Below are 18,569 nucleotides of genomic sequence, written 5' to 3'. Positions count from 1 at the left end.
CAACCCCTTGCTTCGTTCTAAAATGCAACCCTTTTCAATTTCAAGTGAAAAACTGTGTATTAATCTAGTACTCCTCACTCCCTATAATAAAACTAAGGATTAAATCAATTTTAATAGACTTTGAATGGGAGGCAATGGTGATGGATAATTCTTGGCTTGAATTAGAAGGGAAAGTAGCGATTGTAACGGGTGGTGCATCTGGCATCGGGTTAAGCATTACGGAAGAATTATTGAAGGTAGGGGCAAAAGTAGTTGTTTCTGATATAAAAGGAGAGGAAGGACCACAAGCGAACGGCTCTTACTTTGTGAAATGTGATGTAACCAATAATGAAAGCGTGAATCAAATGGTTGCGAAAACGATTGAATTATTTGGAAGTGTGGATATCCTAGTGAATAATGCTGGTGTGAATCTTCCGAGATTATTAGTGGATGTCAAAGGGGAAAAGCCTGAATACGAATTAAGTGAGAAAGACTTTGACTTTATGGTAGCTGTCAACCAAAAAGGACCTTTCCTTTGTGCACAAGCAGCGGCAAAAGAAATGTTGAAAAATAATAACGGTGTTATAATAAACGTTGCTTCCGAAGCTGGTCAAGAAGGCTCTGCAGGGCAAAGCTGTTACTCAGCTACAAAAGGAGCAGTTATCGCCTTTACCCGTGCATGGGCAAAGGAATTAGGGAAATATAATATCCGGGTTGTTGCGATTGCACCAGGTATTATGGAAGCAACAGGATTGAGAACTTCTGCTTATAATGAAGCGCTTGCCTACACTCGTGGCGTTACAGTAGATGGACTGACAACAGATTACAGCAAGTCAATTCCATTGGCACGAGAGGGAAAACTGGAGGAAATAGGCAATTTGGTTTCTTACCTTGCTTCAGAACGTTCTAGTTATATTACGGGAACAACAATTAACATCTCAGGAGGAAAGTCCCGAGGTTAACAATCTGGAGCTATTTAGAACTAAATGATTGCCTTTAATTTGAATGCTTTATTGAAAAGATCATTTACAATTCTAGATAAAGCATTCATTAGAAAAGGTGGTGAAGTGAAGCATGTCTGATTTAATAATGGATAATCGCGTTGTTCAGATAATTGAATTGACCGAAAAGAAAACGTACTGCTCATTGGATTATTTGGCCGGAACAATGGGGGTTAGTACAAGAACCATTCGCAATTATATTAAGCAACTCAATAGTGATTTGGATGGAATTGCGTCACTATTGAACGAAAAAGGTAAAGGGTACCGCTTATATATTGAGGATGAGCAATTATTTGAAGACTTGATTAGAAAAATTAATTCAGAGAAAAATTTGCTTGATTCACCACAAAGACGTATTGCCTTTATCATCGAACGATTAATGAATAGCGATGAAACGAATACCTTAGATGAATTAGCATTTGCTATGAATATTGGTAGAACAACGCTAGTGAATGAGCTGAAAAAGGCGTCTGTTGCCTTGGAAAGCTATAATTTATCCATTCGTGGAAAACCGAATAGCGGGATGTTTTTAAGTGGTAATGAACTCGATCTACGCTTATTTATACTTGATAACATTTATGACTATCTTTATAGCGGCTACCCATTGGATGAGGATATTAAAGCAGAAGTCATAAGAATTGCGCGCCAACACGATTTAGAATCAACCACATTTAATAGATTAATGCAGTCAATCATTGTTATGTTAGATCGCTTAGTAAGAAATCATCCTCTTGAAAAGCTTAATGAGAAGTACAATAAGCTTTTACATTCAAAAGAATATCGAATTGCAGAAGAAATCGTATCGGCCATCGAAAGTCAGTTGCCCATAACGATTCCTGAACCAGAACGCTTATTTATTTCGATTCCTATTGCGGGCAGAAGGACGCCGACTAACAATCACACGATGGTTGATATTACGATTACAGATGAAATTAAACGGCTGTTGGATCAGATTTTCGAGCAGGTTGGCTTTGAAAAGGACATTGTCCGCGATAATGAAGTGTTTTTTAAAGATTTACAATATCATATAACCTTCATGCTAAATCGACTGATGTTTAATATGCGGATAAAAAATCCGTTGCTCGCTGATGTAAAGGAAAAATATCCTGTCGCTTATAAAATGGCCGAAATAGCTGGGCAAGTCATTGAAAATGAGTATGATCTACAGGTTTCTGAAGATGAAATGGGGTATATCGCCTTTTATTTTGGTGTGTTTATCGCTCAAAATGAAGGAAAAGTTGCACGTTTGCAGCGGGTCGCTGTCATTTGCGGAACCGGTAGAGGTACAGCCAAATTAGTCGCGATTCAATTACAGCGCATTTTGAATAAAGGTACAGAAATTGACCTTTTTTCAGAAACAGAGGTAACAAAAGATCTTTTCGAGCAGTATGACATTGTTTTTTCAACAGTAAAATTAGCCATTGAATTTGATAAACCGTTAATCATGATAAATGAAATTTTTGATGAAAAAAGCGTTTCCCAACAAATTGAAAAAGTGACCTATTTGCAAAAGTTCAAACTTACAGACGTTGGAAATCATAATTCCATCGTTAAGCTATTAATTAATGAAGATAAATACTTCATTTTAGATAGCAGCAAAGGCTATCAAGAAAACGTGAATAGGATGATTGATGATTTAGTGAATAAAGGCTACCTTGACGCGGGTTTTAAGGAACGGCTTTTGGATAGGGAAGCAAAAGGATCAATGGTGTTTGATCAATATATTGCCCTGCCACATACCATTAACAATCAATCGAATAAAATCGAATTGGCACTTGGGGTATATCCTAACGTGGTACAAGTTGAAGGAAGAGATATTAAATTAGTCTTTCTGCTGGGTATACCGGAACAAACAGAGTATGATGCGAGCCTTCTCGTAAAAATATACGATGAGATCATTAAGATTTCTGCAAACAAAAAGCTGTTATTTGATTTAGCAAACGCAGCCAATTATGAAGAGCTATCTAAATACCTTGAGCAAGCAACGAGGTCATAAGGTAATCAACAAGTTAGGAAGTGAAATCTCATGCAAATGATCATTATTATGATATTTATCGCGGGTGCCTTTTTAGTTCAAATGGGATTAGGTTTTCTGCAAATTAAGCATTTTTCGAAGTCGTATGCAGAACTGCGCAGAATGGGGAAAGTAGCCATCGGTAAAAAACCTGGAAAGGTACGTGCTGGTACGATTGTCCTGTTTGCTGTAACGAATAGCGGGAAAATTCTTAAGGCGAAGAAAATGCAAGGCGTTACGGTTATGGCCAAAGTCAGGGACTTACCGGGTTTTGAAGATAAAAACATTAAAACAATACGAGAAGAAGATTTAGGTCATTGCAACAAATTGTTGAAATCAGCCATTCTTGATGCGGTTCATAATTACAAAGTCATCATGAGCGGGGGAGAAATTCCTGAAAAGAATAGTCCCTTTAAGCGGATGATGCTGCAGGCGGAACGCGTTGTTTCTTTTAAAAAATAAATAAGAGGTGAAATTAGCATGGATATTATGATTACATTTGCCGAAGGATTTATGAAATTATTTCAAACTGGTGCGGATACATTTATTTCATGGATGAAAGGGATTGTTCCCGTCGTCTTGTTATTATTAGTTGCGATGAATACCTTGATCCAATTGATTGGGGAAAAACGGATAAACAAGCTGGCGGCAGCATCATCAAAAAATCCACTATTAAGATATATGGTTCTTCCATTTATCGGATCGTTTATGCTAGGGAATCCAATGTCTTTGTCATTAGGACGTTTTTTACCAGAAAAATACAAACCAAGTTATTATGCTTCTGGTGCTTATTTCTGTCATACAAGCAATGGATTATTCCCTCATATTAACCCAGGAGAGTTGTTTATCTTTCTCGGTATTGCAGCAGGGATTGAACAACTCGGTTTTAGTACAGCAGAATTAGCTGTTCGTTACCTCTTAGTTGGTTTAGTCATGAACTTCTTTGCCGGCTGGATTACGGACTTTACAACAAAAATGGTTGAAAAACAACAAGGAATAAAATTAAAATCAGAAGTTAAATTAAATCACTAGGATTTGAGGGGGGTTATAAGATGACTGAATATCGTTCCATTAAAATTGAGAAAGGCAGCGGTGGTTTCGGAGGTCCATTAACGATTACTCCGACTGCTGAGAAAAATAAAATTGTTTATATTACTGGCGGCGGTGCTAAACCTGCCATTGTCGATAAAATAGCTGAATTGACTGGCGGAGAAGCTGTAAATGGTTTTCAAACATCGGTTCCTGATGAGAACACTATGGTGGCGATTATTGATTGTGGCGGTACATTGCGCTGTGGGATTTATCCGCAAAAGCGTATTCCAACTGTTAATATTATGCCGACAGGAAAAACAGGTCCATTAGCTAAATTCATCACCGAAGATATTTATGTTTCGGCAGTTGACCTCGATCAAATCCAGTCCGCTGATGGTTCAAAGGCATTTGTAGCAGCGGCTGCCGAAAAGATTGAAGATCCTGAAAGGGAATTCAAATATAGTGCGGATAAAAAGATTTCTCAAACTTTAGCGGATAAAAAGAATAAAAGCATCGTAACAAAATTTGGACTTGGTGCAGGTAAAGTTATTAATACTTTCTATCAAGCAGGGCGTGATGCCGTTCAAACGATGATTAACACGATCATTCCGTTCATGGCGTTTGTATCCCTATTAATCGGAATTATCCAAGGGTCCGGGATTGGTAATGTGTTTGCGAAGGTCATGTCGCCACTCGCAGGTAATATTTGGGGGCTTCTCTTAATCGGGTTTATCTGTTCGTTACCGTTCTTGTCTCCATTACTCGGCCCAGGCGCAGTAATTGGACAAGTTATTGGTACATTGATTGGGGTTGAAATCGGTAAGGGCAATATTCCGCCACACTTAGCACTACCAGCTTTATTTGCGATTAATACACAAAATGCCTGTGACTTTATTCCTGTAGGATTAGGACTTGCAGAAGCAGAAGCAGAAACAGTAGAAGTTGGGGTGCCATCTGTTCTCTATTCGAGATTTTTAATAGGGGTTCCAAGGGTATTTGTTGCATGGCTTGCAAGTTTCGGTTTATATGAATAATTAGATATGACGGATTGCTCTTTCTAATTTGATCATTTTCAATACTAGAGATATTTAGGAATGAAGAAAATTAGCAACGATTAATCTATTGCATAGGAGGTAGGTACGACAATTGGCTGTCGTGCCGCAGGATATGAAAACAATTTATGAAAATAAAGTAAAAAGTATTGGTCCATTCGCAAATTCATTCTTGGAAGAAAATATGTTTATTTTGTTTGGTACCGGGGCTCCTCAGGACCTTAAAGATTTTTGCTATCAAATCGATGTGGTAGAGGCAGAGGGAGAAATCCAAGCAGGAGACAAACTATTCATTAATAATGTACCATTTGAAATTACTTCCGCAGGGAATCTTGTTCAACGAAACTTAACGACTCTTGGGCATATTACATTGCGTTTCGATGGCTCCACTACACCAGAATTACCTGGGACGTTGTATTTAGAAAATAAAGAAATTCCTGCCATTGAAATGGGCACAGAACTTAAGATTGTTCATGAATAGTTATTATTCTATTTAAATAGGAAGAGGCTTACTTGTAAAAGATAAGCCTCTCTTTTACGAGGTGGAATGAATAATGAGACTTTATATTGATTCGGCAGATGTAGAAAAGATTGCCAAACTAAATGAGTATTTTCCGATTGCGGGTGTTACCACGAATCCGTCTATCATTGTCAAAGAAAATCGCCCTTTTTTAGAGCAACTGAAGGAAATTAGAGAAGTCATCGGAGAAGAAAAGGAATTATTCGTCCAAGTGATTGGGGATACAGCAGAAGAAATGATGGAGGAAGCAAACTATATTACCAGTAAGATTCCTGGGAATGTAGTGATCAAAATTCCTGCAACCGTCGAAGGTATAAAAGCGATTAAACTCCTTTCAGCTGAACAAATTCCTACACTCGCGACGACCATTTATACTGCCTTTCAAGCACTTATTGCAGCAATGGCTGGTGCCAACTATGTGGCGCCGTATGTAAACCGCATTGATAATTTGACTGGAAATGGCGTAAACGTAGTAGCGGAAATTGCTGAATTATTTGCTGCCTATCAGTTACCAACAGAAATCTTAGCAGCCAGCTTTAAAAATGTTCAACAAGTTCACGATGTATGCCTGGCTGGTGCACATACTGTAACAGTTAGTCCTGATTTAATTGAGAAATTTCTTTCTTTTCCTGCCACTCCAGCAGATGTGTCTGCATTTAAAGAGCAATGGCAGAATGCGTATGGCATTAATAAAACGACTCTATTTAACTCGTAAAAGATAGATCTTGTTAGAATGGTCAGAATCCTCAAAATGCTAGATTCATCATAGTTTACTTTCAAGAGCATGTGGGGGGAATGGGTGAAATACATAAATGAGGGGAGATTATATGCTAGAAGCTGTTATTTTTGATATGGATGGGGTAATTATTGACTCTGAAGATAGCTTTTTTCAAGCAAAGGATACTCTATTAAATGAGTTAGGCATTTCTGTGGATAGCAGTTACCACCATCAATTCATGGGAACCACCGCAGAATATACGTGGACGAAAATGAAAGAGGAGCTTGCGATTTCTTTATCAGTGGAAGAGTGTATTAAACGGATGGAAGCGATACGGAAAGACATTATAAAAAGAGATGGTTTGCGTCCCATTCCTGGAGTGTTGGATCTCATTATGCATTTGCATAAACAGGGCGTTCCTTTAGCGATTGCCTCTTCCTCTCCACTTGAAGACATCTATTATACAGTTGAAATCTTTCAATTAAATAATACCTTTCAAGTGTTGGTCACAGGTCAAGACTGTGAAAATTCTAAGCCGTTCCCAGATGTCTTTTTAAAAGCAGCTAAAGAGTTAGATGTGAAGCCAGCCAATTGTTTGGTCATTGAAGATTCCCAAAATGGTACCTTAGCCGCAAAAGCAGCAGGAATGACATGTATTGGATATAACAATCCGGAATTTAACAACATGGATTTAAGTAAGGCGGATAAGATTGTTGAGTACTTCAAAGATATAAACATTGATATTTGTAAAGAGATGTTTCTTCTTAAATAATATCCAACAGTTGAATTGATGAGGTACGCACACAGTAAGCCTCCCCAAAATTGAGGAAGCGCAGAAGGCGATAGAGTACTCTGAATCAAGTAGAGCAAAAGGGAAATTTGTATTAAGAATAAAATAAGGAGCTTCTCGTCACATTTGATGAAGTCGTTTGTCGATGTTGAAGCGTTGTAGTTTTGTGTGAATAAGAAAGAAAAAGCAGCCATTGACTGCTTTTTCTTTTCTCCAATAAAAGTGGCAGTCCCTTTCTAAATGTTGGATTGTTGAAGCAAGGGATATGATGGCTTTGTTTTAGGGGTTGTAAAAAATAGATAAGCAGTGAAATGGGGGTGAAAAAAGTCGAGCTCATTTCGATATTATTTTGATCAATTTCCCGAGAAAATCATAGGAGCAGAAGGAATTAGACAAAATTCAATCAAACGTTTAATTGAACTAGAAAAATGGAAAAACCTGTCGAAACTTGTAATCTAAGCTTTGGAAACCTATTTTTAGACATAGAATGCGGTTTTTAGGGTCAAGGAGGAGCATACTTCCGACATTATTTGGATTGATTTTCAGGGGAAAATTGTTACTTATAAGCACTTAATCCAATTTCAAACAAACGATTGATTAGTTTTATAAAATCTAATCAATCGTTTATTTGAATATGTAATCTAACCCAAGGTAATAAGCTTTTCGTTCTAACGCAACGAAGAAATTTGTTGAAATTTAGAAAGCAGGCCATAAAGTACATCATTGATCTCCTTTACAATCACTCCAGCGATGTACTAAAAATAAATAGGTTATTGACAAACACATGAATTAGAATTATTATTATCTCAGATTCAAGATAATCGAATTCAAGACTTAAAAAAGGGGTGATATTAATGGAAAGGAAATGCAATAATCAGCCCTATCTTTTATTAATGCAAACATCTAAAGCAATTCATGATCGAATAAAGGAAGAAATAGCAAAAAACAAGCTAGGTATTACCGAATTTTCCGTTTTAGAGGTGCTTTATCAAAAAGGGAAACAAACGATTCAACAAATTGGCAAATGTATATTAGTATCAAGTGGGTCGATGACCTATGTTATAGATAAACTAGAACAAAGAGGTTTATTAAGTCGAAATGCCTGTGCAAATGACCGCAGAGTGATACATGTGACATTAACTGATGATGGTAATGAATTGATGAACGAATTCATGCCGAAATATCATGAGTTCATCAATCATTTGTTTGATTCATTACATTCTGATGAGGTAGAGGCATTGGTGCAGCTTTTAAAAAAAGTAAGGAATAAAGTGTAAACGTGCATTTTTTTAAAAAAATCCCTCGGATTCGAGGCAAAAACAATTAGCAGAATTTATTGGCGGCATATTATTTGCTTTAGGACTTTTAACCCCACTTGCAGGAATATTGATTGCAGGGACTATGCCAATGGTGATCGTAAAGGTTCACGCTCCAAACGGATTATGGGCAACATCGAATGGATATGAATATAACTTAACTTTGCTTGCAGTTGCCATTGGAATAGCTTCAATCGGTCCTGGTCAATATGCTTTAGATTCATTTTTATTCTAAATATCTCAAATTGATAATTCTTGAATTAAAATGAATGTTATTATATTTAATAAATGGAGATTAGGAACAAAATAAGGTATCGAATTCCTTTAAAATAACTGGATTGTACTTTAAAAAGGGGTGTTGAAAAATGAGTAAGAAAACAATGGGAATTCACCATATCACAGCCATCGTAGGACATCCGCAAGGAAATGTAGATTTTTACGCAGGAGTTTTGGGGCTGCGCATGGTAAAACAAACAGTCAATTTTGATGATCCAGGTACCTATCATCTTTATTTCGGTAATGAAGGTGGAAAGCCAGGAACCATCATTACATTCTTTCCATGGGCGGGAGCCCGCCAAGGAATCATTGGAGACGGTCAAGTAGGTGTCACTTCTTATGTAGTTCCGAAAGGTGCCATGGGATTTTGGGAAAATAGACTAGAAAAGTTCAACATTCCTTTTACTAAAATGGAACGCTTTGGAGAACAATTTTTGGAATTTGATGACCCACATGGACTTCACTTGGAAATTGTAGAAAGAGAAGCAGGGGAAGTAAATACCTGGACTTTCGGAGAGGTAACACCTGAAGTTGCCATCAAAGGCTTTGGTGGAGCAACTCTTTTATCAACACAGCCTAACAAAACGGCCGAATTGTTGGAAACAGTAATGGGACTTGAATTAGTAGGTAAAGAAGGTGATTTAGCGCGTTTTCGTTCCACTGCTGATATTGGAAATATTATCGACATTAAATTAACTCCAAATGGACGTGGAAAAATGGGTGTAGGCACCGTTCACCACATTGCTTGGCGGGCGATTGATGATCAAGATCAATTGGATTGGCAAAAATACGTGGCATCCAAAGGGTATGGTGTTACTCCTGTACAGGATAGGAACTACTTTAATGCCGTTTACTTCAGAGAACATGGGGAAATTCTATTTGAAATTGCAACTGATCCTCCAGGATTTGCTCATGATGAATCTCAAGAGACAATGGGTGAAAAATTGATGCTGCCAGAACAGTATGAACAACATAGAGGACAGTTAGAACGAGCTTTGCTTCCGTTTGAAGTAAGAAAACTAGACTGATCACACGAAAAGGAATGATTTCTTTGCTCTCAATTGATCCAGCCTCATTGTCTGAAAGAGAAAATTATAAATTTCTAATTGGCAGCATCATACCTAGACCGATTGCTTTCGTCACAACAATTTCGAAAGACGGCGTATTAAATGGTGCACCATTTAGTTATTTTAATATCGTGTCATCCAATCCCCCAATGATTTCATTATCAATTCAACGCTCAACGGGGAGACAAAAGGATACAGCAAGAAACATCAAAGAATCCAGACAATTTGTAGTTCATATCGTGGATGAACAAAATGTTGAAAAAATTAATAAAACAGCTGCAAACCTTCCACCAGAAGTGAGTGAGATTGAGTTAGCAAACTTAACTCCAGTAGAAAGTGTGAAAATTTCAGTTCCTGGAGTTAAGGAGGCGAAAATCAGAATGGAATGTTCTTTGGAGCATTCCTTAGAATTGGGAGGCACGGGTACTCCAGGGTGTGACCTGATTATTGGAAAAGTTGTTCAATTTCATATCGAAAGCGATATTTATGAAAATGGAAGAATTGACCCTAGGGGCTTAGCGGCTGTAAGTCGTTTGGCTGGAAATAATTACGCCAAAATTGGTGAAATTTTTGAAATAGAAAGACCTAAATAGTTCCTAATAAACCTATTTTCGGGGGAGATAAATAATGAAACATATATTTAATAAAGGCCAAGATCCAACAAAACCAACGTTATTATTGCTTCATGGTACTGGCGGCAATGAATTAGACCTGCTGCCACTTGCAGGAATGATTGATGATGAGGCAAATGTATTAAGCGTCCGTGGGAATGTATTAGAAAATGGGATGCCTCGTTTTTTCCGCAGATTAGCAGAAGGTGTCTTTGATGAAGAAGATCTAATTTATCGAACAAAAGAATTAAATGAGTTTCTTGATGAAGCAGCAGAAAAGTATGGCTTCGACCGAGATAATATTATCGCAATTGGATACTCAAATGGAGCGAATATAGCAGCAAGTTTATTATTCCATTATCAAAACGCATTAAAGGGTGCGATCCTTCACCATCCAATGGTACCGAGAAAAGGAATGGATCTTCCTGACTTATCAGGTAAGTCTGTGTTTATTGCAGCTGGGACCAATGATCCAATCTGCTCGCCAATGGAATCGGCTGAATTACAATCTTTATTGGAAAAGGCTAATGCAAACGTAGAACTTCATTGGGAGAATAGAGGTCATCAATTAACAATGCAAGAAGTCGAAGCCGCTGCGACTTGGTATCGTAAGGTAATGATCAAATAGAATATAGGATAACGGAGAGGTAGAAAATGATGTTAAAAAACGAAATTGGGGCACTTATTTTACGAGTAACACTAGGGGCATTATTTTTAATTCATGGAATTGTAAAGTTTCAAGGTGGAATTGAAAATATTGTCGGATGGTTTGAAAGCATGGGATTACCAGGATTTATGGCATATGGTGTTGCTTTGATTGAAATCGTGGGCGGTGTCGCGTTAATCATTGGAGTAGCAACAAGATTAATATCTGCGTTGTTTGCATTACTAATGATTGGGGCAACATTAAAAGTGAAACTTGCGGTTGGTTTATTAGGAAATGGTCAGATGGCTGGATATGAGTTAGATTTAGCATTTTTAGCAATGGCAGTTTTTCTTGTAATTAATGGGAGCAAACTATTATCAGTTAGCCAATTGATTTTTCATAAAGGTTCAAATGAGTTCAAAAGAGCTGCTTGATAAATGAATGTAAATTTTAAATGAAAGAAAAAATAGGATGGTGTATTATAATGGGATTCTTATCCAAATTATTTGGTAATTCATCTGATAAGGAGACAGAAAAAATGACTAATGTAAAATTAGCAGTGATTTATTACAGTATGGGTGGAACAAACTATCAACTAGCAAAATGGGCTGAAGAAGGTGCGAGAGAAGCTGGTGCAGAAGTAAAAGTATTAAAAGTGCCTGAACTTGCACCAAAATCAGCTATTGAAGGAAATCCTGCTTGGAAAGCTACAGTTGAAAAAACAAAGGATGTGCCAGAGGTTAAATTAGAAGACCTAGAATGGGCTGATGCCATTATTTTCAGTGTACCAACTCGCTTTGGTAATATGCCATCACAAATGAAGCAATTCCTAGATACAACGGGCGGACTTTGGTTTAATGGAAAGCTAGTGAATAAGGTTGTAAGTGCGATGGCTTCCGCTCAAAACCCACACGGCGGTCAAGAGGCAACCATTTTATCACTTTATACGACTATGTATCACTGGGGTGCAATTGTCGCTGCTCCTGGTTATACTGATCCAGTTACATTTGGTGCCGGTGGTAATCCATATGGAACAAGTGTTACAGTTGGTCAAGATGGGAAAATGATTGAAGATGTACAGGCAGCGGTTAAACACCAAGCGAAACGTACAGTTACAGTTGCAGAATGGGTAAAAAAAGCAAATCAATAAATAGTAAGAAGCTAATCGAAACTTTCGTTTAGCTTAACAATTAAATCTTAAGCAATCAGGACTTTTTCGAATTCTTAACCAAAGAATATGAAATGATCTCTAGCAGAAGTAAGAAAGAGTTGGAGCATATAGCGGAAGAAATCCGGTTATATATTCCAACTTTTGTTGTTTTGGAAGAAAGAATTAATGACTAATTAATAACGCTGGAAAACCTTTTAATAAATTTAAGCTAAGGAGTGGAAAAAGTTGATTGAACTTTATCCTGCAGGTAAACGCTACACAGTAAAAAATGATTGGCTGGAGAGTAATCTAGGTTTTTCCTTTGGTGAATATTATGATTCTTCTAATATCCAATTTGGTCCGTTACGTGTCTTTAACGATGACACCGTTCAGGCGGGAAAAGGCTTTGGGATTCATCCACATCGTGAAGCAGAAATTGTTTCTATTGTATTGAAGGGACAGCTTAAACATGAAGATAACTTAGGAAATGCTGGAATTATTAGTCGTGGAAACATTCAGCGTATTAGTGCTGGAACTGGTGTGCTTCATTCCGAATTTAACGCGTCCAATCAGGAAGAAGTACAATTCTTACAATTATGGTTTTTACCGAATGAAAAGAAGCTAATCCCGTCCTATGAAGACATTTCATATGATATTGAACAATTACATAATCACTTATTACCGGTAATATCCCGTACCGGCTCAGATCGGGTGGCTAAAATCCATCAAGATTTAACCCTTTACTTATCAAAGCTAGAAGACAAGAAGACACTTAACTTTCGACAGGAAGCAGGCAGGAAGATTTATGTCTTTAATATAGAGGGGGAAATCTCAATAAATAAGGATTCCATTTTAAAGTCCCGGGACGCAGCTCGAATCACTGACACCCATGAAATTACCATTCACGGAAATCAAGATAGTTTCTTTTTATTAATTGATTTACCTGGAGGCGAATTTTAATGCTGATGATTCGTCATTCTATAGGCAGCCGATTGCTGTGTCAAACTAATATATACACTATTGAAAAAAAAGACCACCATTGGCTGATCTCGTTGCCAGTTGATGTGGAAACCGCTTCGGGAATTTTGAATTTTCAGGATGAGTTAAATATATTTGAGGTAAAGGAAAACGAAAAGATCTGGTATTACTCCTCTGATGCACAAATTAATTTTCAATCTAAGGAAAAACAATTGATGATCCTTGCTGATCATAAAACTGTCTATCCGACTCAATGAAAGAAGTTGCATCATTAGAAAACCCTCATATTTTTTAATAAGAGAGGCTGGGACAGAAGTAGCCTCAATCAATGAAAAAAGTGAAATCGTACGCGCGATTTCACTTTTTTCATTTTGATTTAAGATTATACCGACAAGAGCTTATACTCTTGCCACATATATTCGGATATTCACGGCCATTAATGCGAGGCCGATTTCGTATTCGACCTTAGATTTTCCACGAACAGAAAATCGTGTAAAATCAAGTATTACTAATTTGTATTCCTTAATTGGGATATCAATTAAAAGTGAAGGAAATAATAAGCAGGGGGAAAATGGAAATTTAACAAGCAAGGAGAAAAACAAAACAATGACTCAACAACCCTTATTTACATCATCTGCAACAGCTGTAGGAGGAAGACAAGGCAGAGTTGAATCGAGTGATGGTAATATAAAATTTGATCTAGCGATGCCGGGATCTCCTCGAGCAAAAGAGTTCCCAAACGCTACAAACCCTGAACAGTTATTCGCAGCTGGATATTCTGCTTGTTTTGATGGAGCTTTACAGCATATGGCTAGGAAAGAACATATCAAATTTGAATCACAAGTAACAGCAAATGTTAGTTTCTTAAAAGATGAAGATGATCAAGGATATAAAATTGCTGTAACGTTACAAGTAAAAGGAACTGGTATTGAAAAAGAAAAATTAGAAGACCTTGTACATAAGGCACACGAATTCTGCCCATATTCAAAAGCAACAAGAGGGAATATTGACGTAACTCTAGAGGTTATTGAATAAAACTGATTCGGCAGTTGTATGGCCTCTGCACAAAACCCTCATGGTGGTCAGGAAGCCACAATTTTATCATTATATACAACGATGCATCATTGGGGAGCTATTATTGCAGCTCCAGGATATACAAATCAAGTCATTTTCGGGGCTGGTGGAAATCCGTATGGAACCAGTGTAACAGTAGATCAGTCAGGTAAGATGGTTGAAGATGTTCGTGCCGTTCAAGATGCTGTGAAACATCAAGCAAAACGAACTGTTACAATTGCAGAATGGGTAAAAAATGCAAATCATTCATTTTTTAATAAAAAACTAATTGGAACTCCGATTAGTTTTTCTATTTTTAGCCAAAGTATTTTTTAATACTAAACTACTAATGGTCTTTAGCAAAATGATTAATCCCTTTTCTTACGTAAAAGCCCCAAACATCTCATTAGCATATATAACTCCCAATCCGTAAGCACCTCCGTGCTGCCTAACAATATCGAGTGTCCCATTGTAGGTTTCTTTAAGAGCCCAATCACGTTGTAACTCAAGCAAATATTGCAGCCAAGTAATTGGGGTTGCTCCAGCTTGTGTCATACGTATAACCGCCATATCGTGGGCCTCTTTAGTTACTCCACCTGAGGCATCCGAAACAAAATATACTTCATACCCATCGGAGATAGCGCTCAGAACCGGTTCAAGCAAACACACCTCTGTCCACATACCGGCGATGACTATTTTTCCTTTTCCATATGCATTGATTTGCCTTACTACTCTTAGATCATCCCATGCGTTCATCGTTGTTCGATCAATAGGTTTTTGATCAGGAAAGACTGATTGGATTTCTGATAAAGTTTTACCGCTGAAAGTTGCCGCTGTTATTGATGTCAATATAGTAGGGATACTGAATAATTTCGCGGTTTTTGCTAGCCCGGCGATATTGTTGCGCAGGAGTGCAGTATCATGTGATTGGACTGAAAAAACCATTTGCGGTTGATGGTCGGTTAACATTAGAATATGGTCAGTCGGGGAAAGCAAATGCTGAGAACGGCGGCCTGTTGTGGTACTCTTTGAATTTACAGGGACTGCGGAAGGAATTCGATAAAAATGGTTTCTGCAAAGTGGGCACCGATAAACAACAGGATTCATGTTAATACCTCCATTATTTTTGGGACTATAAAATTAAATTCATCAAAGTATATGCATAAAGACAATAAGGAGTGAATTACTCTTGCTAATATATTTTTCTAGCAATTTAGAGTAGGTATAAATAAATTTTTTAAGGTAATTTTAAAAATAATAATGATAAAAAGGATGATATCGAATGGAGAAAAAGTTGTTAAATTTACTCACTGGTTTGTGTGTAGTTGCCCTGCCATTTCTATTTAGAGGTTCAAAAATGAGAGAAAATCTTCTTATTTTCTTCTCGAAAGGGGTTCTTGCGACTCTGGTTGATGCTTATGTTGTCGGAACCAAAAGAATTGAATATCCAGTTCGGCCTTTAGGGAAAATTTTTAAAACTAACATTATTTATGACATGTTGTTTTTCCCCATTTTAAGTGTTATTTGGGTGAAAATGTCCTATAATGATAATTTTGGAAAAATTTTATTGAAAAGTTTAGCATTCAGTGTTCCGATGAGTATCGGTCAGTGGTATTTTGAAAAGAATTCTAGATTATTTAAATGGAAAAAATGGTCACCAATCCATACATTCGGGAGTGTGAGTTTTACTTTATTTACGATTAGAGGTTTGGTGGGATTAATAAAAATATTAGATAAAATAAAAGGTAATCCAAATATAACCGAATAATAAAGGTTGATATTATGAATAAAACGCATAAGTTAGAAGCAATTCTTTGGAGTATTGCCTTTCCAGGTTTTGGTCAATTATTAAATGGTCACCTTTTAAAAGGAGTTTTGTTTATCCTTTTAGAATTCATCATTAATGTAAACAGTTTATTTAATCAAGCTATCATGTTTAGTTTTCTTGGGAAGATAAATGATGCTGCCAGAGTGGTTGATTACCAATGGCTTATGTTTTATCCATGTGTTTATATGTTTGCAATGTATGATGCCTATAAATATGCGGAAGGTAAGAATCCTCGGTTATCGTTTGTCCCATTTGCTTTTGGAGCCTATTTTGTCACAGTAGGTCTTATGTACTCGCCAAAGATATTTTTCGGTATATCATTTGGTCCTATTTGGCTTCCAATATTGTCTTTGATACCTGGGTTAGGAATTGGATTTATAATTCGTTATATATTAATAAAAATTACTTCTAAAACCAATTATCGTGGGAGACCTTCTTAATTTCAAAAGAGCCTATCCACATGGGCTTTTTTTTGAGACCAGTAGCTGGGGTATTTCTATTCAATAGGTTTAAAAGGATAAAACAGTTGTTGGAGGGAAACAGATGGACATTCAAAATTGCGATTTTTCACCAATGAAACAAAATTTAGAAGATGGAATTCAACACCTAATCCATTTGCTTCAATCTAATTTAAATGTACTCGGAAACGAAAACTATTGTGTTTTGGGTAGTCTAGAGGATGTTAAAGAACAGCTGAATTCAATTGAATCAATGGCGGCTTCTTTTTATTTAAATTGTTACTTATCGTCCTTTACTGACACATATGAGGATTTAACCGCTACAGCTCAGCATCTATCGAAACGTAAGCATGGTGCGTTGATTGTAATTGAACGAAGTGACTCTCTTGACAACATTATCCAAAAAGGAACAACTATAGGTGCAATGGTTACACCAAAGCTATTGGCCTCCATTTTTTATCCGGGTAACCCGCTGCATGATGGGGCAGTATTAATCAGAGGTAATGAAGTTTATTCAGCAGCTAATATACTTCCATTAACGAAGATGATTACAGAAAAAAAACTTGGCACACGTCACCGTGCTGCTATAGGAGTATCGGAACAAAGTGATGCTCTTGCACTGGTTGTTTCTGAAGAAACAGGTAAAATTTCATTTGCCTTAAACGGAAAATTATATCCAATTAACACGACACAACAAATTGTGTTCTAAAGTATCTAAAAGGGTTGAGAAAAATTTTCCAGGGGGATATTTATGGCTAAGAATTTATTGATATTGATGATTGCGGCTTATATGGTAGTAATGACTCCTATATTGACTTACGCTCAAGTCATCCATGAAGTGAAGTCAGGAGATAGCCTAACCAAAATATCAAAACAATACAAAATTGATAGTGATGAACTTGCTAAACTAAATGGTTTAGCTAAGAATAGCCAATTAGTCCTTGGCCAGGCGATGTTGATACCTGGTTCAACTTATTTTGTACAAGCGGGTGACAGTATTTGGGCGATTGCTAATCGTCATGCCATTAGCGAAGAAACATTAATGCAACAAAATCATTTAAACAGTCGTGTCATTGTGCCCGGCCAGAAATTAAGTATTCCTCGCCCTCCAAAAATGAATGTATGGACCGGAACCTATTTTGTTCCAAAAGATAAGAATACCAACGCTTGGATGCTGAATAATTATAAAAAGACCCTTTCAAGTATTTTCGTGTTTGAGTATCGTTCCGATGAACAAGGCAACATCATTGAAACACCTGAAAACCAAGCACATAAGATTGCTTGGAAAGAGAATCTCTCACCATATGCTACAATTACAAATTTAAGCGAAAAAGGGTTTGATCCAAATCTTACTCATCGATTAATAAGTACGCCTTGGTTAAGGAAAAAGCTGGTTAATAATATTTATTCCCTATTGGATAGTCATGATTACAAAGGGATTGTCGTTGACTTTGAACAGGTGAAAACGCAAGATCGAGATAACCTCAATTTGTTTATTAAAGAATTAGCTGCAAAGCTTCATCCAGCAGGAATGGAAGTTATGATGGCCGTTCCGCCAAAAGAAGGAGATCGGGTCCCATCCTATTCCACAGCTTATGATTACAAAACGCTGGGGAAATTTCTGGATAAAATGTTCTTGATGACATATGATTGGCATTGGCCTGGAGGTCCTTCTGGTCCAATTGCCCCAATAGACAGAGTCAGAGCCACTCTGGATTATGCTGTCTCAGTTGTTGATAGATCAAAGCTGATGTTGGGAATTCCACAATATGCGTATGATTGGGTAATAGGAAGTAATAAGCGTTCTGGCTCTGCTTATTCGACCCAACATGCGATTGATTTATATACTGGATATCAAAGTCCGATTCACTATGATGAAAATGCTGCTGCCCCATCGTTTCGTTATGTTGATAATAAAGGAAAGTTACATGAAGTGTGGTTTGAAGACCCGCGAAGCTTGCTTGTTAAACTCCGTGTTATTCGACAATATGGATTAGCGGGGATGGGCTGCTGGCACCTCGGTCTAACTATGCCTCAGACCGAGGAAATGATACTAGATGAATTCAATGTGCATTAATGG

The 18,569-nt window shown here is 37.2% G+C and carries 22 protein-coding genes and 2 pseudogenes; 23 read left to right on the top strand and 1 reads right to left on the bottom strand.

Annotated elements, in window-relative coordinates:
- Positions 1–140 precede the first annotated feature (140 nt).
- The 19 genes and pseudogenes from BANVL01_RS18480 to BANVL01_RS18390 form a co-directional block, all read left to right on the top strand.
- Positions 141–941, top strand: coding sequence for an SDR family oxidoreductase (locus tag BANVL01_RS18480; RefSeq protein WP_066094899.1), 801 nt, complete (start codon positions 141–143; stop codon positions 939–941).
- Positions 942–1,053: 112 nt separating this feature from the next.
- The gene (locus tag BANVL01_RS18475; RefSeq protein ID WP_066094901.1) at positions 1,054–2,976 is read left to right on the top strand and encodes a BglG family transcription antiterminator; all 1,923 of its coding nucleotides are present in this window, start codon (positions 1,054–1,056) and stop codon (positions 2,974–2,976) included.
- A gap of 30 nt (positions 2,977–3,006) precedes the next feature.
- Positions 3,007–3,456 (top strand): transcriptional regulator GutM, encoded by a 450-nt coding sequence (locus tag BANVL01_RS18470; protein ID WP_235845650.1) that lies wholly within the window; start codon positions 3,007–3,009, stop codon positions 3,454–3,456.
- 18 nt (positions 3,457–3,474) lie between these two features.
- Entirely contained in the window at positions 3,475–4,026 is a 552-nt protein-coding gene (gene srlA / locus BANVL01_RS18465; RefSeq protein WP_066094904.1) for a PTS glucitol/sorbitol transporter subunit IIC, read from the top strand.
- Between the two features lie 20 nt (positions 4,027–4,046).
- A complete protein-coding gene (gene srlE / locus BANVL01_RS18460) occupies positions 4,047–5,060 on the top strand; it encodes a PTS glucitol/sorbitol transporter subunit IIB (RefSeq protein ID WP_066094907.1) in 1,014 nt (337 codons plus the stop codon).
- A gap of 121 nt (positions 5,061–5,181) precedes the next feature.
- Complete coding sequence (locus tag BANVL01_RS18455; protein WP_342342367.1) at positions 5,182–5,559, top strand: PTS glucitol/sorbitol transporter subunit IIA; 378 nt, start codon at positions 5,182–5,184, stop codon at positions 5,557–5,559.
- Between the two features lie 73 nt (positions 5,560–5,632).
- Entirely contained in the window at positions 5,633–6,313 is a 681-nt protein-coding gene (locus tag BANVL01_RS18450) for a transaldolase family protein (protein WP_066094909.1), read from the top strand.
- Between the two features lie 112 nt (positions 6,314–6,425).
- Positions 6,426–7,088: an HAD family hydrolase gene (locus tag BANVL01_RS18445; RefSeq protein ID WP_066094913.1), complete on the top strand. Its 663-nt coding sequence runs from the start codon at positions 6,426–6,428 to the stop codon at positions 7,086–7,088.
- Between the two features lie 872 nt (positions 7,089–7,960).
- Positions 7,961–8,383, top strand: a complete 423-nt coding sequence (locus BANVL01_RS18440; protein WP_066094916.1) for a MarR family winged helix-turn-helix transcriptional regulator — start codon at positions 7,961–7,963, stop codon at positions 8,381–8,383.
- A 46-nt stretch (positions 8,384–8,429) separates the two neighbouring features.
- A pseudogene (locus BANVL01_RS18435) lies at positions 8,430–8,657 on the top strand (DoxX family protein); the annotation flags it as partial.
- Positions 8,658–8,787: 130 nt separating this feature from the next.
- Complete coding sequence (locus tag BANVL01_RS18430; protein WP_066094918.1) at positions 8,788–9,726, top strand: ring-cleaving dioxygenase; 939 nt, start codon at positions 8,788–8,790, stop codon at positions 9,724–9,726.
- A gap of 23 nt (positions 9,727–9,749) precedes the next feature.
- Complete coding sequence (locus BANVL01_RS18425) at positions 9,750–10,358, top strand: flavin reductase family protein (protein WP_066094921.1); 609 nt, start codon at positions 9,750–9,752, stop codon at positions 10,356–10,358.
- A gap of 31 nt (positions 10,359–10,389) precedes the next feature.
- Positions 10,390–11,004 (top strand): alpha/beta hydrolase, encoded by a 615-nt coding sequence (locus BANVL01_RS18420; protein WP_305781546.1) that lies wholly within the window; start codon positions 10,390–10,392, stop codon positions 11,002–11,004.
- A gap of 26 nt (positions 11,005–11,030) precedes the next feature.
- Positions 11,031–11,456 carry a DoxX family protein gene (locus BANVL01_RS18415; RefSeq protein WP_066094928.1) on the top strand — a complete coding sequence of 142 codons (426 nt, stop codon included), beginning with the start codon at positions 11,031–11,033 and terminating at the stop codon, positions 11,454–11,456.
- Between the two features lie 50 nt (positions 11,457–11,506).
- On the top strand, positions 11,507–12,172 hold the full coding sequence (wrbA, locus tag BANVL01_RS18410; protein WP_066094931.1) for an NAD(P)H:quinone oxidoreductase: 666 nt from the start codon (positions 11,507–11,509) through the stop codon (positions 12,170–12,172).
- Between the two features lie 246 nt (positions 12,173–12,418).
- Positions 12,419–13,132 carry a pirin family protein gene (locus tag BANVL01_RS18405; RefSeq protein WP_066094934.1) on the top strand — a complete coding sequence of 238 codons (714 nt, stop codon included), beginning with the start codon at positions 12,419–12,421 and terminating at the stop codon, positions 13,130–13,132.
- On the top strand, positions 13,132–13,407 hold the full coding sequence (locus tag BANVL01_RS18400; RefSeq protein ID WP_066094937.1) for a hypothetical protein: 276 nt from the start codon (positions 13,132–13,134) through the stop codon (positions 13,405–13,407). Before BANVL01_RS18405 ends, BANVL01_RS18400 begins: the two co-directional genes overlap by 1 nt.
- A gap of 349 nt (positions 13,408–13,756) precedes the next feature.
- Complete coding sequence (locus BANVL01_RS18395) at positions 13,757–14,185, top strand: organic hydroperoxide resistance protein (protein WP_066097179.1); 429 nt, start codon at positions 13,757–13,759, stop codon at positions 14,183–14,185.
- Between the two features lie 12 nt (positions 14,186–14,197).
- A pseudogene (locus tag BANVL01_RS18390) lies at positions 14,198–14,467 on the top strand (NAD(P)H:quinone oxidoreductase, type IV); the annotation flags it as partial.
- A gap of 117 nt (positions 14,468–14,584) precedes the next feature.
- Here BANVL01_RS18390 and BANVL01_RS18385 read toward each other — a convergent pair.
- Entirely contained in the window at positions 14,585–15,172 is a 588-nt protein-coding gene (locus tag BANVL01_RS18385; protein ID WP_066097181.1) for a hydrolase, read from the bottom strand.
- Positions 15,173–15,485: 313 nt separating this feature from the next.
- On the opposite strand from BANVL01_RS18385, the gene BANVL01_RS18380 reads away from it, so the two are divergent.
- The 4 genes from BANVL01_RS18380 (at position 15,486) to BANVL01_RS18365 (ending at position 18,566) form a co-directional block, all read left to right on the top strand.
- On the top strand, positions 15,486–15,971 hold the full coding sequence (locus BANVL01_RS18380; protein WP_066094940.1) for a CBO0543 family protein: 486 nt from the start codon (positions 15,486–15,488) through the stop codon (positions 15,969–15,971).
- Between the two features lie 14 nt (positions 15,972–15,985).
- The gene (locus tag BANVL01_RS18375) at positions 15,986–16,471 is read left to right on the top strand and encodes a hypothetical protein (protein WP_066094943.1); all 486 of its coding nucleotides are present in this window, start codon (positions 15,986–15,988) and stop codon (positions 16,469–16,471) included.
- Positions 16,472–16,574: 103 nt separating this feature from the next.
- On the top strand, positions 16,575–17,198 hold the full coding sequence (cdaS, locus tag BANVL01_RS18370) for a sporulation-specific diadenylate cyclase CdaS (protein ID WP_066094946.1): 624 nt from the start codon (positions 16,575–16,577) through the stop codon (positions 17,196–17,198).
- A 42-nt stretch (positions 17,199–17,240) separates the two neighbouring features.
- Complete coding sequence (locus BANVL01_RS18365; protein WP_066094949.1) at positions 17,241–18,566, top strand: glycosyl hydrolase family 18 protein; 1,326 nt, start codon at positions 17,241–17,243, stop codon at positions 18,564–18,566.
- Positions 18,567–18,569 lie beyond the last annotated feature (3 nt).

Origin of the sequence: Neobacillus novalis NBRC 102450 (genome assembly GCF_001591805.1) — a bacterium.
Classification (GTDB): Bacteria; Bacillota; Bacilli; order Bacillales; family Cytobacillaceae; genus Neobacillus; species Neobacillus novalis.
Note: the sequence above shows the minus strand (reverse complement) of the source record. Positions and strands in the feature narration are given on the sequence as shown.